The organism is Maritimimonas sp. 2210JD6-3 (assembly GCF_056591795.1).
In genome coordinates this window covers 92,258-110,101 of sequence record NZ_JBWQOJ010000001.1, presented here as the reverse complement: position 1 = coordinate 110,101, position 17,844 = coordinate 92,258, and the positions used below count along the sequence as shown (strand labels likewise).

Sequence of the window (17,844 nt, the reverse complement as noted above, 5' to 3'; positions counted from 1 at the left end):
CAATCATGAAGAACACAATTAAAAAATTAACCTTATCGGTACTATTTGTAGTACTAATCGGAGGCAATGTCTCTGCCCAAGGAATGCCTGTTTATGACAACACGAATTTTATCAGCTTTGTCAAATCATTGTTGGAATCTGGTAAACAGACCTCTCAATTGTTAAAGACCGTAAAATTCCTAAAAAAGCAAAAAGAGAATATCGACAAGGTCAATAATGTGATTAAGCAGTTAAAAGCGGTGAGGGAACTGGCGAAGAACAACCAACGTCTGTACGAAGTGGTACAAAGCGATTTAAGGGATATTTTGAATTCTCCTTTTATCAAGTCCGATGAAGTAGGTCGTATTTCGGATTCTTTCGATGCCATTATTCAGAACTCCATTGATGGTATGGAATATATTGATAAGATACTATCGAACGATAGTATGAAAATGACAGATGCCGAACGTGCGACGGTTTTAAAGGAAAAAGAACTGCAATCCAAGGAAATGGTCGCAGAAATCGAAGCCAAGACCAGACGTTATCGAGAGATTATCGCTTTTAGAGAAATGCAGCACAAAATCAATAACCGAGAAACCAATTACTAATGTCAGGTATTTTTTTAGGCATAGGGTTAGAATACATTGATGCAGTTTTTACCACCATCAAAAACAGTGATTTCTCACAATACACTATTGCGGGAATGAAAACACTGGCCATATTGTTCTTCCTCGTTAACATTCTAAAAAAGTATAATGAAGGTGTTGCCAATAATGAGGGCTATACGTGGGGGTTGACCCCTGCGGAACTGGCAAAGAATTTTGCAGTGGTCATTTTGGTTATTTTCTCCACACAGGTATTGACTGTTTTCGACACCATTTTGGTAGCTATCGAAACCCAGTATAGGGACACGGCACCCGCACTCCTCCCGTTGCAGATGCAAGATATTGACATCGAGCAGGATGTGAGTGCTTGGGATGCCGCCAAAAAAGCTATGGCAATGCTATATGAAGCCTTGGTTACTCCCTTATATGGGTTAAAGATATTGTCCTTCATCATTGGAATTTTCCTGTGGCTATTGGATTTGTTTATCTACCCTTTGTTCTTGGCGGAACGGTTTTTCCTCTTGGGTATTATGCAAGCCTTTTTTCCGTTGGTTATCAGTTTGGCGGTTTTTGAAAAATTCAGGTCGTTGGCTTACAATTTTTTCAAGCTCTATGCTGGTGTGTATATGCTAGTGCCTGCATTCTTTTTGGTCAATGTATTCGTGAATAATCTTTATACCGAAATCAACACCAATTTCTGGAGCGACCTGTTTGGTACGGATTGGGGAAGTAATTTTTTCGCACCCTTACTGCAATTCGGGTCTATTGGGTTTATTGTCTTGCTGAAATTCAAACTCTACCGTAGGGCAACCTCTTTTGTATTTAAACTCTTTACGGCTTAAAGCCGATTAAGCAAGTCGATAATCCACATTAAAAAGCACATTAATTATCAAATAATATATCATGAACAAATTAAAAAACAACGTACAGTTAATCGGTAATGCAGGGGAAGATCCTGACATTACGAATTTGGAAAACGAAAGAAAAAAAGCTCGGTTTTCTTTAGCCACCAATGAATTATTTAAAAATGCACAAGGTGATAAAGTAAAACGTACCTATTGGCACACCATTGTAGCTTGGGGCAAAGTTGCCGAAATCATCGAAAAGTACGTAAGAAAGGGCAAAGAAATTGCTATCAAAGGGAAACTGGCCTCTCGCTCCTACAAAGATAAAGAGGGCGTAAAACATTATGTTTCGGAGGTGATAGTATCTGAAATTTTGCTGTTGGGTAACATTGAAAATAATCAGAAAATCGATGAAAACGCCTTATAAAAATATTTACAACGTACTGAAGCTAAACCGATTTATCGTTTTGGCGGTGGTTATAGGAGCTGTACTGACCTGTATCGTTTCGATGTTAATGGTCGTAAAACTCCATAAAGAAACGGTAAACAATGCTTTTGTGGTCAATACGGACGGAAGTGTTATTCCCTTGAAACTGGTATCTCAGCAAGAAAATTTAAAAGTAGAAGTCTTGGCACAATTGGAGTTGTTCCATACGTATTTCTATAACATAGATGCCAGTAATTATGAAAAGAATTTGGAAAAGGCACTATGGTTGGGCAATAGTTCCGTAGATGCCTTGTACCGCCAGAAAAAGGCCGATGGTGTGTATAACCGTTTGCTGCAATACTCATTGGTTCAAAAAGTCCTCAGTATAGAATCAAAGGTTAACATAGAAAAAGAACCTTATGGGTTCGAAACGAAAACCATTTTTGAAATCAATAGAGGTACTATCACAGATACTTATGAATTGACCACAACTGGAAATTTGATTCACGTTGACAGGAACTTTCCGAACAATACCCACGGACTACTGATTACCAACTTTTTTGAAAGTACGTTACGAAAATTAGAAAATTATGAAAGCCAATAGAGGCATTTAAAAATATACAGAATGAAAGTAGAAAAAAATAAAATAGTCTTTTCCATCGTGTTGGTATGCATCCTGCTATTTATAGGAGGTTATGCAATGCTCGTTATGGGCAAAGACGAAGAACCGACCATTGACAACAACCAAATTCCCGTACCGAAACTGGAAGACAACCAAAAGGAATATGATTCCAAATTGGATGCCCTAAACGACTTAAAGGAAGTTAGGGAGACCAATGCACCCAGTATTTATGATGAACGGCTGTTGGATTCCACAGGACTATACGACCCCGATTTATTGGATAAGAAAAAAATGCAGATGGTGGACAGTATTTATGAGCAGGGACAAATCCGTTATTCTGAAAAGACGTATGAAAATATCAATCCGAGATACATTCCTCAAAAACACAAAAAAAAAGTGGTCAAAGATACCATTGATGAAGTTCAAAAAAATGAAACTAAAGTTGAAGCCAAAGAACTTGGTTTGGAACACCAACTCTTTTTTGCCTCGCATCCCATTGAAAATGATGATTTGAATTCAAAAAACACCGATGCCTTTATTTATGTACGTGTAGATGGCACACAGACCGTTAAAACCAATTATCGCTTACAAATGCGATTGATAAAAGGTGCGACCATCTATGGACAACGCTATTCCAAGAATACGCCTATTTATGGATTTGTCAATTTTAAGCCAAATCGGACAATCATTAACATCGAGAACATCAATCATCAGCCAGTAAAACTAAAAGCTTTTGACCTCCAAGACGGTAGCGAGGGCATTTATGTGGAGAACAGTTTTCGGTCGGAAGTTACCAATGAAGTAATTGGCGATATGGTGGATGACATCAATATTGCAGGAGTTCCACAGGTAAGCGGTATTCGAAAGATATTCCAACGCAACCACAAAAAGGTAAAGGTTACGGTAACTGATAATTACAAACTTATTCTAAAAACCTCGAAACCTTCATTACAACAATTATTTGGAAAGCCTAAAAGCCACTAAGTTGTAGCCCATAATGGGCATTTGTTAAATCTTAAATTATTGAAAATTATTCTTATGAAAACATATATCACACTTTTACTATTGATTTGTTCAATGTCAATATCTGCACAACAACCTTTGGACACCATTTATGCCAACGACCAAAAAAACGTGGCACTCTTTTTCCCGAACCCTATACGTCAGGGAATCACAGGGGCAAATCATTTTGTATTTACCTACAATCGGGAAAAAGAACAGTATTTCGGATTGTTACAGGCAAAGCCAGGAAAAGAAAGCAATCTATTGACTGTTACAAACAATGGGAAGGTTTACTCTTATATTTTGAAATATTCCGTAAAACTTCCAGAACTGAATTATTTTATAGGTAAAAATGAAAGTATCGGTAGTGAATTTCCGGAAAAGATTAAACAGAAGCTAAAAGTTAAACCTTTGAACGAATACACAAACAGAATAACACATTTTCAAAAATTCAGCGAATACTTATTAAAATCCAACTTTGAACGTCTTGAAACCAAACGTAAGAAAGGAATCAAAATACAATTGCAAAGAATGGCTTATGATGCTTCTGAAGTGTATTTGGTAATTGAAGTTAAAAACAAATCCGGAATCACTTTTGAAATCGACTATCTTAATGTGTACAGGACCAATGGGAACAATAAACGCAAAGCCTCTTACCAAAACTTGCAACAGAAAGTAATATACAAACACCCGATACCATCCTCTATTTCAGATGGACAAAGCCAACGCTTTGTTTATGTAATTCCAAAGTTTGTTTTAGGCGATAATGAAAAGTTGATGCTGGAGCTAAAAGAACTGAAAGGCAGTCGAAAGGTGGTTTTGGAAACCAAGCTATAATATATTATAAAAAAGACCATTTAATTGATAGAAAAACCTAAGTTTTTTAAACTTAGGTTTTTCTATTTTAGCCCTAAACAGTTAGAATAAAACTCATTAAAAATATAACTCATTAGAGTCAGTAAATAATTCATTTTCCGTAATAAATATTGTATTGATTTGCTATGTTTTATTAGAATTTTAAATTACATTTGTGCCATATTTATGATAAGTTCTATCAAAGCAAAAGTGACCTATTCGGTTACCTGTTTTGAAAAAATAAAATAACTATCTGATATTTAATAGGTTGCAAAACTGCACTTAGTTCTGCCACCCCGACGAACCTAGTAATAGGTCTAACTAAAACACTGTTAATTGTATGATTTTCAGTGTTTTTTGTTTTTTATGATATCAAATGAAATCATTAAATACAGTATAAAAGGTGTGCAATTAGGTGTACACTTTCTTCGCAGAATTGTTGTAATTTTAAGGAGCTTTTAAGAGCAATTTGACTTTCGTCTTTACAAAATATTTGTTTAACTAAAGACGCGTAAAATGCAGACAAACAACACCTTTTCAATCATTTTCTTTACTAGAAAATCACGCAATGCCAAGAATCAAGTATCTATCTATGTTCGTATAACTGTTAATAGACAGCGTTCAGAGATTAGCCTTAAACGAAATGTACTATTCAAAGAATGGGATAATACTAAAAATCGTGGGCGAGGAACTTCCACTAAAATTAGAATTCTAAACAACTATCTTGATTATGTCTATAACAAACTACTAGATTGCCATAAACAGTTATTAGAGGAAGATAAAATCATTTCAGCCAATGTGATTAAAGCTCGTTACCTTGGTAAGGACGATACTCATAAAACATTAAAGGAACTTATTGAATATCACAACACAAATATGATTACTGTATTGAAGTTTGGAACAATGAAGAATTATTATACTACAGAAAAGTATTTAAACAACTATTTAAATCGAAAATTAAAAGTAAAGGATATTTACTTAAAGCAATTGAATTATAGATTCATTATTGATTTTGAACAGTATTTAAGAAACTATAGAAATTCAAGGAAACAATTTGTATTGGCAAATAACGGTGTAATGAAACATTTAGAACGTTTTAAAAAGATGATAAATTTAGCTATTAAATTAGAATGGATAGCAAAAAATCCTTTTAGCAAGTTTCAACTAAAGTTTGATAAATATGATAGACAATATCTGTCAGAGCGTGAATTAGAACTTATTGAAAGCACCCAGTACAATAATGAACGATTGGAAAAAGTAAAAGATTGTTTTATTTTTTCCTGCTATACTGGTTTGTCTTATATAGATGTTAAGGAACTTACCTTAAATCAAATCACTAGAGGCATAGACGGTAATTACTGGATATTTACCAAACGAGAAAAAACAAATGAAACCGTAAAAGTTCCGCTTTTACCAAAAGCGTTAGACATTATTGATAAGTATAGAGATATTTCAAAAAACACGAACTCAAAAACTTTGCTTCCACTCTGCTCCAATCAGAAAACAAATTCTTATTTAAAAGAAATAGCAAAAGATTGTGGTATTTATAAAAATATCACTTTTCATGTTGCTAGACATACTTTTGCAACCACAGTTATGTTATCAAATGGAGTTCCTATAGAAACTGTATCTAAACTTTTAGGGCATACAAAATTATCAACTACTCAAATTTATGCCAGAGTGATTGAATCTAAAATTAGTGAGGATATTCAAAACTTACTCAAACGTTTTGAAATAAAAAAACAGAAACAATTATTAGTAGTTAAATAATCTAAATTTTCACCATAAAGAGAATCCGTTTTTAAAGTGATGGATTTAGAGGTTGGGTATCATCGATACCTTTTGTATAAATTCCATATTTAGCTAGGAGAATCCATCACTTTAAAAATGAAACAAGCGAGCCATAAGCGAGTGCGTTAGTTATTCATTATGATGATTAAACAAAACCAATTAGAGAAAATTTGATTTTAGCTTTTCAATTTTTTCTTTAGACATATCTAGTTTATAATAACTTTTACCAAATGTATTTTTAATATAAGACAGCTCGTTTAAGAGATAGCTAAATTCATTTTTCACTTCATATAACTCATTTCTATTTTTATCTAATTCTTTAGCATATGAATCCAACAATTTTTCGGTTTCTGTTTTAGAAGCTTCAATTTCCTCTTGAGTTCTTTCAATATAAACAGGTTCTTCTTTTTCTACTTCTTCAAATAACGACTCTAACATTTCACGAGTAGGTATCAATTGCGTTTTCTCAATATTTCTTAAAATATCTGTTACAGCTTTTGTTCTTTTACTTAAAGCTCTAGTATATGATAAAATAGGATTGTGCATTGTATCATAAGGAGAGAGGCCTGTATCTTCAAAAAAGGCAATCATATAATCTAGTGTTTCAGAATAACTTGGACTTGTTTTTTTAGAATATTCTTTGAACTTTTCAATGACCTTTTTCTTTAACCGAATCGTATTAAAATTATCCATATTTTATTGAATTGTTACAATGAATCCTTGATTTTACTAAGCTCATTTTTATTTTTGCACCAAATTACAAAAAAATAAAATACTGAAAACAAGTGTATTTAATTGAAAATCAATTAAATATGAAAATAGTAACACCGCTCTGCGTGTTACCCTCTTGCTTTACAATCCTTCGTCATGTAAACACTTCTAATTTATCTAATTCTACAAAAGGAATAATTGTAGAGAATGGCTTATTTACAGATTAAAATAAGCCATTCACAGATTAAAGTTTTAGATAAGAAATAAGAAGTGGATGTTATGAAACATAAACTCATAAAATGGATAGACTTTTTCTTTTTAGTATTTTTTTTATTGTTCTCTTTTTTTCTTTTTCTCAAACTTACAAAGGTGTAGTAAAGCATACTGCCAGTCAAGAAAGCATTCCATTTGCAACCGTTGCGGTGTATAAGAATATAAATTTAGTGGATGGTGTTTCTACTAATGATAATGGCGAATTTGAATTAAAAACACAAAAAAACGTTTAGAATTACTATATCCTAAGAAACACAACTTAGTCATTGTTAAGGAAAATGATGTATTTAAAATAAATTTGACTATTAAGCTATGATACAATGTCTAATTTTAGAAGATGAAAACGCTGCTCAAGAAATTGTGCAAAGCTATATTGATAAAACCCCATTTTTATCAAGCTTAGGGGTATATGAAAGTGGTTTAGACATTCCCTTAGATATATTAGAACATGCAGATGTTCTATTTTTAGATATTCAGTTACCAGAAATTAACGGATTATCTTTTCTGAAAACAATTAAAAATCCGCCTAAAGTTATTGTAACCACGGCCTATTCTAATTACGCCATTGAAGCTTTTGAAGAAGCCGTAATTGATTATTTAGTAAAACCATTTTCTTACAGTCGCTTTTTCAAAGCAGTCTCAAGAGTTAGGGATTTGCATATTGAAAAACAAAATAGCGAGCAACTATTTTTGTATGCAGATAAAACAATCTATAAAACACTACAGATGACATACTGTTTCTAAAAGCTGAAGTAGATTATGTTAAGGTTGTTATGAAAAATAAGGATATTATAATTTTAGACAGTCTGCGCAATTGGGAAGAAAAATTAAAAAAATACAACTTTATAAGAACACATCGTTCCTTTATTGTGAATTTAGATAAAGCTGAAAAAGTTACAGACAATCAAATACATATTAGCAATCAAATAATTCCTATTGGTGTAACTTATAAGTCCAAGTTTTTTGAGACAATGAGATAAAAGAACTGTCCTTTATCAACTACACTAATTTCGTATATTTCTATTCAACTTACACAAAAAAACTATTACTATATAGCTGTACTTAAGGTGCAAATACTGTAGTTGAACTTTCAGTAAATCTTCCATTCAGTAGTATAACGGTTAATGAACTTCCATTAACAAATTTATAAGATGCTTTCAGGTATGTATTGAATACTATTGCTTCAAAATTTAAACATTATGAAGGCTACTATTCAAAACATTTTTTTCGCAATCATCTTATGTTGTTCCAATATGCACATAAGTAATGCTCAAAATTCTAATAATCTCACAACGACTATTACAGGTCAAATAATAGACAAAGTATTGAAAGAACCCATTAGTTATGCTACTGTTATTGTAAAAGATACAGTAGATGGCAAAGTTATAACGGGCAGTATATCAAATGATGATGGTCAATTTGAAATTGAAAATATTTCGTTTGGACCAGTACTTATAGAGGTTCAATTTATTGGATATAAAACTGTTACAAAAGAGATAAATATAAGTAGTGCAATAACCAATTTAGGTATCATAGCACTTGAAGAGAATACAGAAGAATTAGATAGCGTTGAAATTATTGCAGAACGTTCTACCATTGAACAGCGTATCGATAGAAAGGTAATAAACGTTGGTAAAGATTTAACAACGGCTGGTGCTTCTGCTGCAGATATTATGGGTAATATTCCTTCTGTAGATTTAGATCAAGACGGTAATTTATCGTTGCGTGGCAATACTAATGTTCGTGTACTTTTAGACGGGAAACCAACAAATATAAGTGCGAACCAACTGCTTCAACAAATCCCTTCAACATCGATAAAAAAAATTGAATTGATAACGAATCCTTCAGCAAAATACAACCCAGAGGGTATGAGTGGCATAATAAATATTGTGTTGCATAAAAACACAAACACAGGTTTTAATGGTTCTATAAACACAGGTGTTATTATTTGGGATAATGTGCAGTATAATGGTAGTACTACGCTAAATTACAGGGCTGAAAAATTTAATCTTTACGGTAGCTACGGGCTTAATCATAGAAAAAGAAGGGTAGTAGGAAGCATTTTTAGACAACAAGACAATTCTAATGAAAAATGGAATTCTGCAAGTGATAGTGATTCGCACTTATTCAAAATAGGCTTAGACTATTTTATAAACGATAAAAACACCATTTCTGTTTATACTAACCAGAATATTTTTGATAGTGATGTTTTAAGTAAAAACAGAGTTTTATTTAATAGTCAACCCCAGTTTATTAATCAAGGATATGATAGTGAAAGGGACAACACAAATGCGAGCTATAACTTTGATTATAAGCATTTCTTTAATGAGGACAATCATACTATAGAATTAGAACTTGATTACAACACCTATAATGGCGGTGAACTATCAGATTTTACCATTGAAAACGAAACGAATACCAATAACTATGTAGATGATATTAATAACTCAAGAAACAATACCATCATTAATCTAGATTATGTAAATCCATTATCTGAAACAGCAACTTTAGAAATGGGTGCCGAAGCTCGTCTGCAACAAATAGACAATACGTTTACTACATCAAATAATGATAGTTTTAATTCAAACTATAATTACAATAGGGACATTTTTTCATTATATACAAATTATAGTAAAAACATAGGGAAATGGGCATATCAAATTGGCGCACGCATCGAAAACTATGATGTTAAAGGTCTTTTTAAACAAGTTAATGCCAATGATGAATTATTTGAAGATAAAATTTTTAGTATTTATCCTTCGGCATTCTTAAAATATACACCAAATACCGAGACTCAAAATAATTCGTATCAATTAAGCTTTAGTAGAAGGGTGGATAGACCTGGTTTAGACCAAATTAATCCGATACGAGTTTGGTCTTCGGCTCGTGTAACAAATGTTGGTAATCCTAATTTAAAACCACAGTTTACAAATTCAATTGAAGCAAATTATACAAGAAAATTAAATAAAGGCAGTATTACAAGTGGATTTTTTTATAGAGCTATTTCTAATGAAATTACACGATTCGCATTTCAGGATCCACAGCTACCATCAAGAATATTGTTTTCTTATAATAACTACGAGGATAATACAGCCTATGGTTTTGAGTTATCCGGAAATTACAAACCGTTGGATTGGTGGAGCTTCAATGCCAGTTTTGACATCTATGCACAAACTCAAAAAGGTATAGCTGAAGACCAAGAAATTGAAGTTGATAATGTGTTATACAATATTAAGATGACTAATAATTTTAAAATTGACAATAACCTAACATTTCAATTATTTGGTTTGTATAGAGGCGCAAATAGAAATTTACAATTTGAAACCGAAGCATTCTACTTTGTAAATGCTGGTGCTCGTTATAGCTTTGCAAACCGAAAAGGGACGTTAAGTTTAAATATGAATGATATTTTTAAAACGCAACAATTTTCATTTAATGGTGATAGACCTTTAGTTCAAGCAGGTGAGTTTAGCTGGAATAGTAGAACTGTCTATTTTGGCTTATCTTATCGTTTTGGTGGAAAGGGTAATTCTGTAAAGCGAAAGAAGCGAGATACTAATGAGAAAAAAGGCAATGATTTTTTATAAAAATCGTTGCCCATAATTAAAAAAATACACAATAAATGAAAAAACTTTTTAAAATTTTAATATTTTTTACGCTATCAAATACAGCATTTGCACAGGAAATAATTCCATTTGAACTTAAAGATGACAATAGAATTTATATAAAGGCTTCAATAAACAAATCTGATACTTTGAGTATGGTTTTTGATTTAGGAGCTAATATTACAGTTCTTAATACAACGAGATTAAAGCACCATAATTTAGAAATTGCTTTCGATAGCATAGTTTCAAATCAAGGTACAAACGGAAAATCTAATGAAAAGTTGAGTTCAAACAATTCTATAAAGCTTGGAAATGGAACTTACAGAAATATTAATATTCTTGGTATTTCATATCCAGAAAACGATATTTTAGATGGAATTATTGGTTGGAACTTTTTTGAAACTAAAAAAGTGAGAATTAATTATGAGAAAAAAGAATTAGTGGTTTATGATATTCTTCCTGAATTATCAAAAAATTTTACAAAGAGTAAATTAAAGTTTATTAATAATTTACCATATATAGGAACTATAGTTTATAATGGAAGAAAAAAATCTAAAATACTTGCAATGTTAGATATTGGTTACAATGGTGAGCTACTTATTTACGCTGAAGAAGTAAAAAACAACGACCTATTAAATAAATTTCAAGTTATTGGAGAAGCTACATCTTCAGGAACAGATGGTAGTGTATCAAAATCAGATGTTGTATTGTTACCAAAATTTGACATTGCAGGATTTGAAATTTACAATATGCCTGCCTATCTGACTAAAACAGAATTTAAGTCTGTTATTCCAGCATTAATGGGTGGAAATTTATTAAAACGATTTCACATTGTTTTAGACTTCAAAGAAAAGGTAGTATACATTAAACCCAACACATTAATAAATAGTAAATTTTAAACTGCATCTAAAAAAATATGGTTAACAGATGTGGATATACGTAGAGAAACTCTCAATTTTACGATTGTTATAACTACGTCACATAAAATTTAAAAGACAAATAGAGTTTTGCTAAATTGCTAATTGCTTATATTCTAAGTTCTTGTACGCTCACCTCAATAGGCGATTAAGCTGAAAGTTTATTAATTCCCTATAGAGAACTGGACTTGGGTTTTTATAAAACACGTTTTTGTGTGCAGTTTTTTCGCCCAAACTACTTATATAATTCAAAGATTTAATCTTGGATATCAAGATTACTTTTAATGTGCGTAATGTACAAATCCGTTTTTTGCAGATTCTATTATCATCATAAGGATTAAATATGAGCAGTACATTAAAATAAATCCAATTATAAATTGTGTGGTTAAAAAGGCACGATTTTTTATACTGTGTTCAGATATTAATGCACCTTCAGAATTAATTTGGATTACAGATTTTCCTGTTAATCTTTTCCACGCATCTTTTATAGTATATTTAAGGTCATACTCGGTTCCATTAATCTCGATGTTATGATTAGTTCCAAAAAGAGTTCGTTTTTGACTAACCAGTTTATTATTCACGAAAACTTTTTCATTACCAAGAATATTCCTGTTGATTATTAATTTTTTCCTTCAATACTTAAGTCAAGTAGCTTTATAATAAAGATTTTTGCTGATTACACTTATATGACGCTAAGTTTATTTTTTTGTTACACTACTTGTTTGTTTTAGGAATGTTCCTCTAAATGGCATAAAATATAGTACCTAATTATTAAAATACTGCGAGGGCGTCGTACCCATTAAATTTTTAAAAGACTTGATAAACGTAGCCTTAGAATTAAAACCTACTTCTTGGGCTATACCAAATAGGGTTAAGTCATCTTTTTTAACTTTAGCAACTTCAATAAATTCTTTAATTCTGTAATAATTAACGTATTCAAAAAAGTTCATACCAATGCGTTCGTTTAATAATCGTGCCATTTCAGGATTAGATATACCTATCATTTCAGATAATTCAGCTTTTAACAGCTTATTATTAAGGTATGGCTTTTTGTCTTGCATAACAGCATCAAGCTGGGTTTTTAAGCGATCTAAATCATCATTAGAATATTTAGATTGATTGTACTTTTTTACAATGTTAAGAGGCTTTCGCTTGTATATGTCTGGCGAAATCATACTATAATAAGCAATAAATAGCACTATAAATGACATAATGAGCCAAACAACAGTTCTAAAATCGCGCTCTATCATTATGGGGCCAAACAAACTGATTACATAAATAATTGACCATACAAATAAACAAATACCTACCACAATGTGCAGGTTGTAGAAAAAAGAATCTTTAACGGAATAAGAAAGCTCATTTTTTAACTTTTTCCTAAATAGCAATAAACCTCTAAAGCTAATAAACCAATACGTTGTATTTACTATTAAACCCATAGCGTGAAATAAATATATAATTCTATCACTTTCACCAGAAAGCATTCTATCTTTCATAGCAAGATTAGAGGGTAACATAAAATAAAAAACCACAAATACCGTATAACTTAATGCAGGTATATAGTGCACCAAATCTGCCGTTTTATAGTTTTTTCCTAAAAATGATGTTCTGGTAAATAAATAAATTGTGGTACCAAAAAGTAAGCCTGCAAGTTCTGAAAATGCAATCAACCTAAAATCTTGTCCAAAATAGCCTTGTATATATAATGTTTTGCCAATCAGCCCTAAAAGAATGGCAATAATTAAAACTATGAGGTAGTTATTGACGAGTTTTCTTCTTTTTGAAGAAAACACATACACCATAAGTAAAAGCACACATTGAAAAAAGGCAAAATAAATGAGTTGATTATAGATGGATTGCATATTGATTTATATTTAACTACTTTATCAAAAACTGATTGACATTTAATAAGCCTTCAGTATTCATTTTATTATTCTTTTTGTGAAATTCATCAAATTCTTCCTTACTGTCCCATTCCGTGATCACAAAATAATCTGGATTGTAATAGTATTTATATGGTGATTTACCATTGGTTAATTCTACCACGGTTTTTCCACCACTTGAATTAGATTCTTTTTTATACTTTTTTAAAAATGCATCAAAATTTTTATCATCTTTTTTCCAGTAAGCAGTAGCCACATTATATTTTTCATTATTGATGCTAAAAGTAACATCTTTTGGCATTTCATAATAAGTCAAATTGAAAATTGAAAAGATAGTTCGCCTTTGCTCATCAAAATCTGGAACTTGATTGTAAATATCTGTTAAAAAATTTTCGCGTTTTTCGAGATTGTCCCATTTACCAATAATAAACACATTGGGTTCAATATTACCTTGTAGATTAGATGTGCCAGAGGCTTGAAGTAATTTAAAACTCTCTTTGATGGCAACTGTAAATGCTGTTTCTCTGTATCGTTTATATTCTTTTTCTATGTTTGGTTTTCGCTCTACCAGCAAAATATCTAATACCTCACCTTTTTTAAAGCTATGTGTTTTAATGGTTTCTTGGGCAAATGCGGTTTGTGATACAAATGCGAAAAGAAATAAAATCGTTAATTGCTTGATTGTCTTCATAATTTTTTATTGTTGTTAAAATTTATTTTCAGCTAAATTATATAGACCTATTACAAATAATCTTAAAAAAACCTCAATAGCGGTTTAAATACGGTCTTTGTACGCAATGTTAGGTGTTTGTGATGTTTTTTAGTGAATTTACAACTCTAGATTTTTTATTCTTTTTTCTAAATTTGGATGATTAATATTTCCTTTTGTCAACTTTCCGTCTGATAACTCATCTAAACTTTTTAAAGCGCTAATCATATGTTTACGATCATTTTTGATGGCAGAAAAGGAATCTGCATCATACTCTAAAAAGTACATGATTTTGTTAGGTATATAATAAACAATAAGGACAAACAAAGCGCCCCCTAAAAAGACAGATAGCCCTTCGAAAAACTTATTTGGAAAATCAAACTCGTTCATTACTGTACTTCCCATAAGATATAAACTTAGGATTATGACGTTTAATACATACATTATGAAAATATGCTTTCTTTTGTGGTGTCCTATTTCATGATAAACAATAGCTTTTAATTCTGAGGAATCTAAGTTTACCTTTAAATCTTTAGCTAAGATTATAATTTTATAGAAAGGAACAATACCAGTTGCCATTGCATTGGTGCTTATTTTATCTGTAAAAAAGATTCTGAAATTTAATCCTTCATTTTTTAGATCTTCTTCAATTAAAAAATTTCTTTTGTGTTTTTTTGATAAAAGTACCTTTTGAAGCGGGTTTAAAATAAACCAATATCCATAAAGAGACATTGACAAAAGCATATAGAATAGTACGCCATTATCAAAGTTTTTAATAAAGACAGATGATAAATAAAGTATTCCGCCTAAAAAAAGTGATGCCAAAATTATAGACAGTAAATTGCCTTTTATAATTGTTATGTCTCTTTCTTTAGAAAATATATAGGTTATAAAATACTGAATGAATAATATAAAAAAGCAGATGCTTGGGTAGTAGAGTAGTTTCATCATATTAGTGTTAATATATGATTAGTTTCTATATCCCTTTCTTTGTGTTATTTTTTCATCATATTTTTTGATAAAAATGTCGATTTGGTCACTATTTAATTTACCCTCCAAGGTCAGTACGTCTTGTTCAATAAGCCATTTGATAAATGATTTATTCCAGTAGCCTAGTGTGGTTTCTAAACTCTTTTTAGATTTGACAAATAGTATTTTTTTATAACCGTCATTAATATTGCTTAGAACATTAATGATTTCATTTTTTGTATGTAACTCATAAATAACATACTCATTATTATGAGACTTCTTCGCATAGCTCAAGGTTTCTTTACCGTTAATAAAAATTATATCATTTTTTAGTTTTACTTTTTGAGCATTACAAATCCCTACAAATAGAAAAAAGGAACAGATTAAAATTAGATTGTTTTTCATAAAAATTTAGAATAGGTATTGATATTTAGATTAAAAGATTTGATATAAGTTAACACAGATATTATAGGGCATTTCAAAAATAAAATATGGGCTTAATAAATATTCTTTTTTGATTAATAAAAAGGTTTAAATACTGTTTTTGAACTTAACTTATTCTGTTTTGTTGTGACTACATTCTAGTTCATAATTATATTTGATAAGAATTGACAGTACTTAAGATAAAATTCGCTTTGACAAGCTTAGAGTAACAGTACATCTTAAAATGTGAATATCAATAAATGAAAAAAACCAACATATTTATTTTTGGCATATTGTTTTTAGTACTAGGGTTGACACTTTTTAATGACCAAAAGCTGTTTCAATACGTATTCATAGGTTTAAGTATAGTTTTATTTTTTATTTCGTTAAAAAAGAAATAGTGTTTGACTTAAGAAATTGTATGGTGTGTTGCTTGAGGTTAAAAAACATTTTAAATAGAAAAGTCGTTTTTTAAGTATAAGATCTATTTTTAAACTTCTACCATCTATGTAAAAAGTATAATTTATTTTACATTTTTTTATTGGAAATTGTATATTTGACCATTGTAAAGACAAATTAAATTTGTTTTTAAATAGTTCTTTTTGACTTTAGTGTGCAATTAGGTGAACACATATAGTTAAAAGTGTTTTAAAATACTAAAATATAGTGGGTTACAGAATTTTTTATAATCCTGCCACCCCGACAATTTAACATATCAATTGTTACTAAAAACCTGTTAATCGTATGATTTTTAGGTTTTTTTGTTTTTTCTAAATTCAAATGAATTGATTTAATCCGTCAACAAAAGTCAACAAATCGGATAACAAAACCGTTTTAACGTTTGTGTTGACCTAATTGTTAAAATCGCCTTTTTGGTTCGGTCAAAAAATGTATCTTTATAAGTGATTTGGCTTTCGTCTGACAACAATCTGTTGTTAACTAAAAGACGAAACAAATGAAAACATCTTCAACCTTCAGTATTTTGTTCTGGGCAGACTTCGCAAGGGCAAAAGACAAGCAAGCATCAATCTATGCTAGAATTACCGTAAACGGAAAACGGGCTACCATCAGCCTAAAACGAAAGGTTTTGATTTCCGATTGGGATGTCCACCGAAATAGAGCTCGGGGGAACAGCCAAAAATCTAGGGTGCTCAACAGTTACCTGGACGAAATCTATACCTATCTTTTTGAATGCTACCGGGAACTAAAGGCAGAACGTAAACTCATTACGGCACAAGCAGTTAAAGCACGGTATTTTGGACAGGATGAAAATAATCGCTCAATTACTGATATTATCAATTACCATAATGAGGATATGGCTGGTAAGTTAAAATGGGGGACACAAAAAAATTACTACACTACCCAAAGTTATATCTCCAAATTTCTGTTGAAGTTCTATAAGACCACAGACCTTTATTTGCGTGAACTCGATTACCACTTTATTATAAAGTTCGAGAAATTTCTCCGAGACTATGTACCGGAAGACCATCAAAAACCAATGGGCAATAATACCGTAATGAAACATATCGAGCGTTTTAGAAAGATGATAACCTTGTCGTTAAAATTGGGTTGGATTGAACGCGACCCCTTTATCAATTTCAAATCTAAATTCATTAAAACGGAAAGAGGCTTTTTAAGCCTCGACGAGCTTCAAGCGATAGAAAACAAACAATTTGGTATTCCAAGATTGGAACTAGTAAAGGATTTGTTCGTTTTTAGTTGCTATACCAGTTTAAGCTATATAGATGTCATTCATTTGACTGCGGATAATATCTGTATAGGAATTGATGGCGAACTGTGGATTTATTATAAACGGGAAAAAACGACAAAACCCATCCGAATACCATTGTTGCCAAAGGCATTACAAATTATTGAAAAATATAAGAGCAATCGTAAATCTATATCCCAAGGAAGTATGTTTCCTAAAATATCGAACCAAAAACTAAATTCTTATCTAAAAGAAATTGCCGATGTCTGCGGAATTAAAAAGAATCTCACTTTTCATATCGCCAGACACACGTTTGCCACAACGGTTACTTTGAGTAATGGTATGCCAATTGAAACGGTTTCAAAGTTGTTGGGCCACTCCCGAATATCAACCACTCAAATTTATGCAAAAGTCATTGAGCGTAAAATAAGTGATGATATGCAAAAATTAAGAAAACAATTCAAAAAGGCAGAAAATGAGCCTAGTTCGAAGGTGGCATCACAAAATTTATAACATCCCT

20 protein-coding genes are annotated in these 17,844 nt (G+C 31.2%); 14 read left to right on the top strand and 6 right to left on the bottom strand.

All coding sequences use genetic code 11. The features are described from left to right. The first annotated feature begins 5 nt into the window (after window positions 1–5). The 7 genes from AC1EUY_RS00495 (at window position 6) to AC1EUY_RS00465 (ending at window position 6,105) form a co-directional block, all read left to right on the top strand. Window positions 6–587, top strand: coding sequence for a TrbJ/VirB5 family protein (locus tag AC1EUY_RS00495; protein ID WP_480193531.1), 582 nt, complete (start codon window positions 6–8; stop codon window positions 585–587). Further along, entirely contained in the window at window positions 587–1,426 is an 840-nt protein-coding gene (locus tag AC1EUY_RS00490) for a hypothetical protein (RefSeq protein ID WP_480193530.1), read from the top strand. The genes AC1EUY_RS00495 and AC1EUY_RS00490 overlap by 1 nt, the downstream gene beginning before the upstream one ends. A 61-nt stretch (window positions 1,427–1,487) precedes the next feature. Further along, window positions 1,488–1,856, top strand: coding sequence for a single-stranded DNA-binding protein (locus AC1EUY_RS00485; protein WP_480193529.1), 369 nt, complete (start codon window positions 1,488–1,490; stop codon window positions 1,854–1,856). Continuing rightward, window positions 1,840–2,460: a conjugal transfer protein TraK gene (locus tag AC1EUY_RS00480; RefSeq protein ID WP_480193714.1), complete on the top strand. Its 621-nt coding sequence runs from the start codon at window positions 1,840–1,842 to the stop codon at window positions 2,458–2,460. The genes AC1EUY_RS00485 and AC1EUY_RS00480 overlap by 17 nt, the downstream gene beginning before the upstream one ends. A gap of 21 nt (window positions 2,461–2,481) precedes the next feature. Next, window positions 2,482–3,462 (top strand): conjugative transposon protein TraM, encoded by a 981-nt coding sequence (gene traM, locus AC1EUY_RS00475; RefSeq protein ID WP_480193528.1) that lies wholly within the window; start codon window positions 2,482–2,484, stop codon window positions 3,460–3,462. A gap of 54 nt (window positions 3,463–3,516) precedes the next feature. Then, window positions 3,517–4,317, top strand: a complete 801-nt coding sequence (locus tag AC1EUY_RS00470; protein WP_480193527.1) for a DUF4138 domain-containing protein — start codon at window positions 3,517–3,519, stop codon at window positions 4,315–4,317. Between the two features lie 534 nt (window positions 4,318–4,851). After that, window positions 4,852–6,105, top strand: coding sequence for a site-specific integrase (locus AC1EUY_RS00465; protein WP_321978390.1), 1,254 nt, complete (start codon window positions 4,852–4,854; stop codon window positions 6,103–6,105). Window positions 6,106–6,285: 180 nt separating this feature from the next. Here AC1EUY_RS00465 and AC1EUY_RS00460 read toward each other — a convergent pair whose 3' ends face one another. Further along, complete coding sequence (locus AC1EUY_RS00460; protein ID WP_321978388.1) at window positions 6,286–6,819, bottom strand: BfmA/BtgA family mobilization protein; 534 nt, start codon at window positions 6,817–6,819, stop codon at window positions 6,286–6,288. Between the two features lie 119 nt (window positions 6,820–6,938). On the opposite strand from AC1EUY_RS00460, the gene AC1EUY_RS00455 reads away from it, so the two are divergent. The 6 genes from AC1EUY_RS00455 (at window position 6,939) to AC1EUY_RS00430 (ending at window position 11,614) form a co-directional block, all read left to right on the top strand. Then, on the top strand, window positions 6,939–7,064 hold the full coding sequence (locus tag AC1EUY_RS00455; RefSeq protein ID WP_480193526.1) for a hypothetical protein: 126 nt from the start codon (window positions 6,939–6,941) through the stop codon (window positions 7,062–7,064). 72 nt (window positions 7,065–7,136) lie between these two features. Then, window positions 7,137–7,343 carry a peptidase associated/transthyretin-like domain-containing protein gene (locus AC1EUY_RS00450; RefSeq protein WP_321978386.1) on the top strand — a complete coding sequence of 69 codons (207 nt, stop codon included), beginning with the start codon at window positions 7,137–7,139 and terminating at the stop codon, window positions 7,341–7,343. A 79-nt stretch (window positions 7,344–7,422) separates the two neighbouring features. After that, the gene (locus AC1EUY_RS00445) at window positions 7,423–7,854 is read left to right on the top strand and encodes a LytR/AlgR family response regulator transcription factor (RefSeq protein WP_480193525.1); all 432 of its coding nucleotides are present in this window, start codon (window positions 7,423–7,425) and stop codon (window positions 7,852–7,854) included. A 29-nt stretch (window positions 7,855–7,883) separates the two neighbouring features. Beyond that, window positions 7,884–8,090: a LytTR family transcriptional regulator DNA-binding domain-containing protein gene (locus AC1EUY_RS00440; RefSeq protein ID WP_415859577.1), complete on the top strand. Its 207-nt coding sequence runs from the start codon at window positions 7,884–7,886 to the stop codon at window positions 8,088–8,090. Between the two features lie 219 nt (window positions 8,091–8,309). Then, the gene (locus AC1EUY_RS00435) at window positions 8,310–10,697 is read left to right on the top strand and encodes a TonB-dependent receptor (protein ID WP_321978382.1); all 2,388 of its coding nucleotides are present in this window, start codon (window positions 8,310–8,312) and stop codon (window positions 10,695–10,697) included. Window positions 10,698–10,732: 35 nt separating this feature from the next. Further along, window positions 10,733–11,614 carry a retropepsin-like aspartic protease gene (locus tag AC1EUY_RS00430; RefSeq protein WP_321978380.1) on the top strand — a complete coding sequence of 294 codons (882 nt, stop codon included), beginning with the start codon at window positions 10,733–10,735 and terminating at the stop codon, window positions 11,612–11,614. A 299-nt stretch (window positions 11,615–11,913) separates the two neighbouring features. On the opposite strand, the gene AC1EUY_RS00425 is transcribed toward AC1EUY_RS00430, so the two are convergent. The 5 genes from AC1EUY_RS00425 to AC1EUY_RS00405 form a co-directional block, all read right to left on the bottom strand. Beyond that, complete coding sequence (locus tag AC1EUY_RS00425; RefSeq protein ID WP_321978378.1) at window positions 11,914–12,213, bottom strand: hypothetical protein; 300 nt, start codon at window positions 12,211–12,213, stop codon at window positions 11,914–11,916. 183 nt (window positions 12,214–12,396) lie between these two features. Beyond that, window positions 12,397–13,494, bottom strand: a complete 1,098-nt coding sequence (locus tag AC1EUY_RS00420) for a helix-turn-helix domain-containing protein (RefSeq protein ID WP_480193524.1) — start codon at window positions 13,492–13,494, stop codon at window positions 12,397–12,399. Window positions 13,495–13,510: 16 nt separating this feature from the next. After that, on the bottom strand, window positions 13,511–14,206 hold the full coding sequence (locus AC1EUY_RS00415) for a hypothetical protein (protein ID WP_321978374.1): 696 nt from the start codon (window positions 14,204–14,206) through the stop codon (window positions 13,511–13,513). A gap of 138 nt (window positions 14,207–14,344) precedes the next feature. Continuing rightward, a complete protein-coding gene (locus AC1EUY_RS00410; RefSeq protein ID WP_480193523.1) occupies window positions 14,345–15,049 on the bottom strand; it encodes a M48 family metallopeptidase in 705 nt (234 codons plus the stop codon). Between the two features lie 144 nt (window positions 15,050–15,193). Then, entirely contained in the window at window positions 15,194–15,598 is a 405-nt protein-coding gene (locus AC1EUY_RS00405; protein WP_321978370.1) for a hypothetical protein, read from the bottom strand. 973 nt (window positions 15,599–16,571) lie between these two features. Between AC1EUY_RS00405 and AC1EUY_RS00400 the strand changes: the two genes are divergently transcribed. Next, entirely contained in the window at window positions 16,572–17,837 is a 1,266-nt protein-coding gene (locus AC1EUY_RS00400) for a site-specific integrase (RefSeq protein WP_480193522.1), read from the top strand. Window positions 17,838–17,844: the final 7 nt, after the last annotated feature.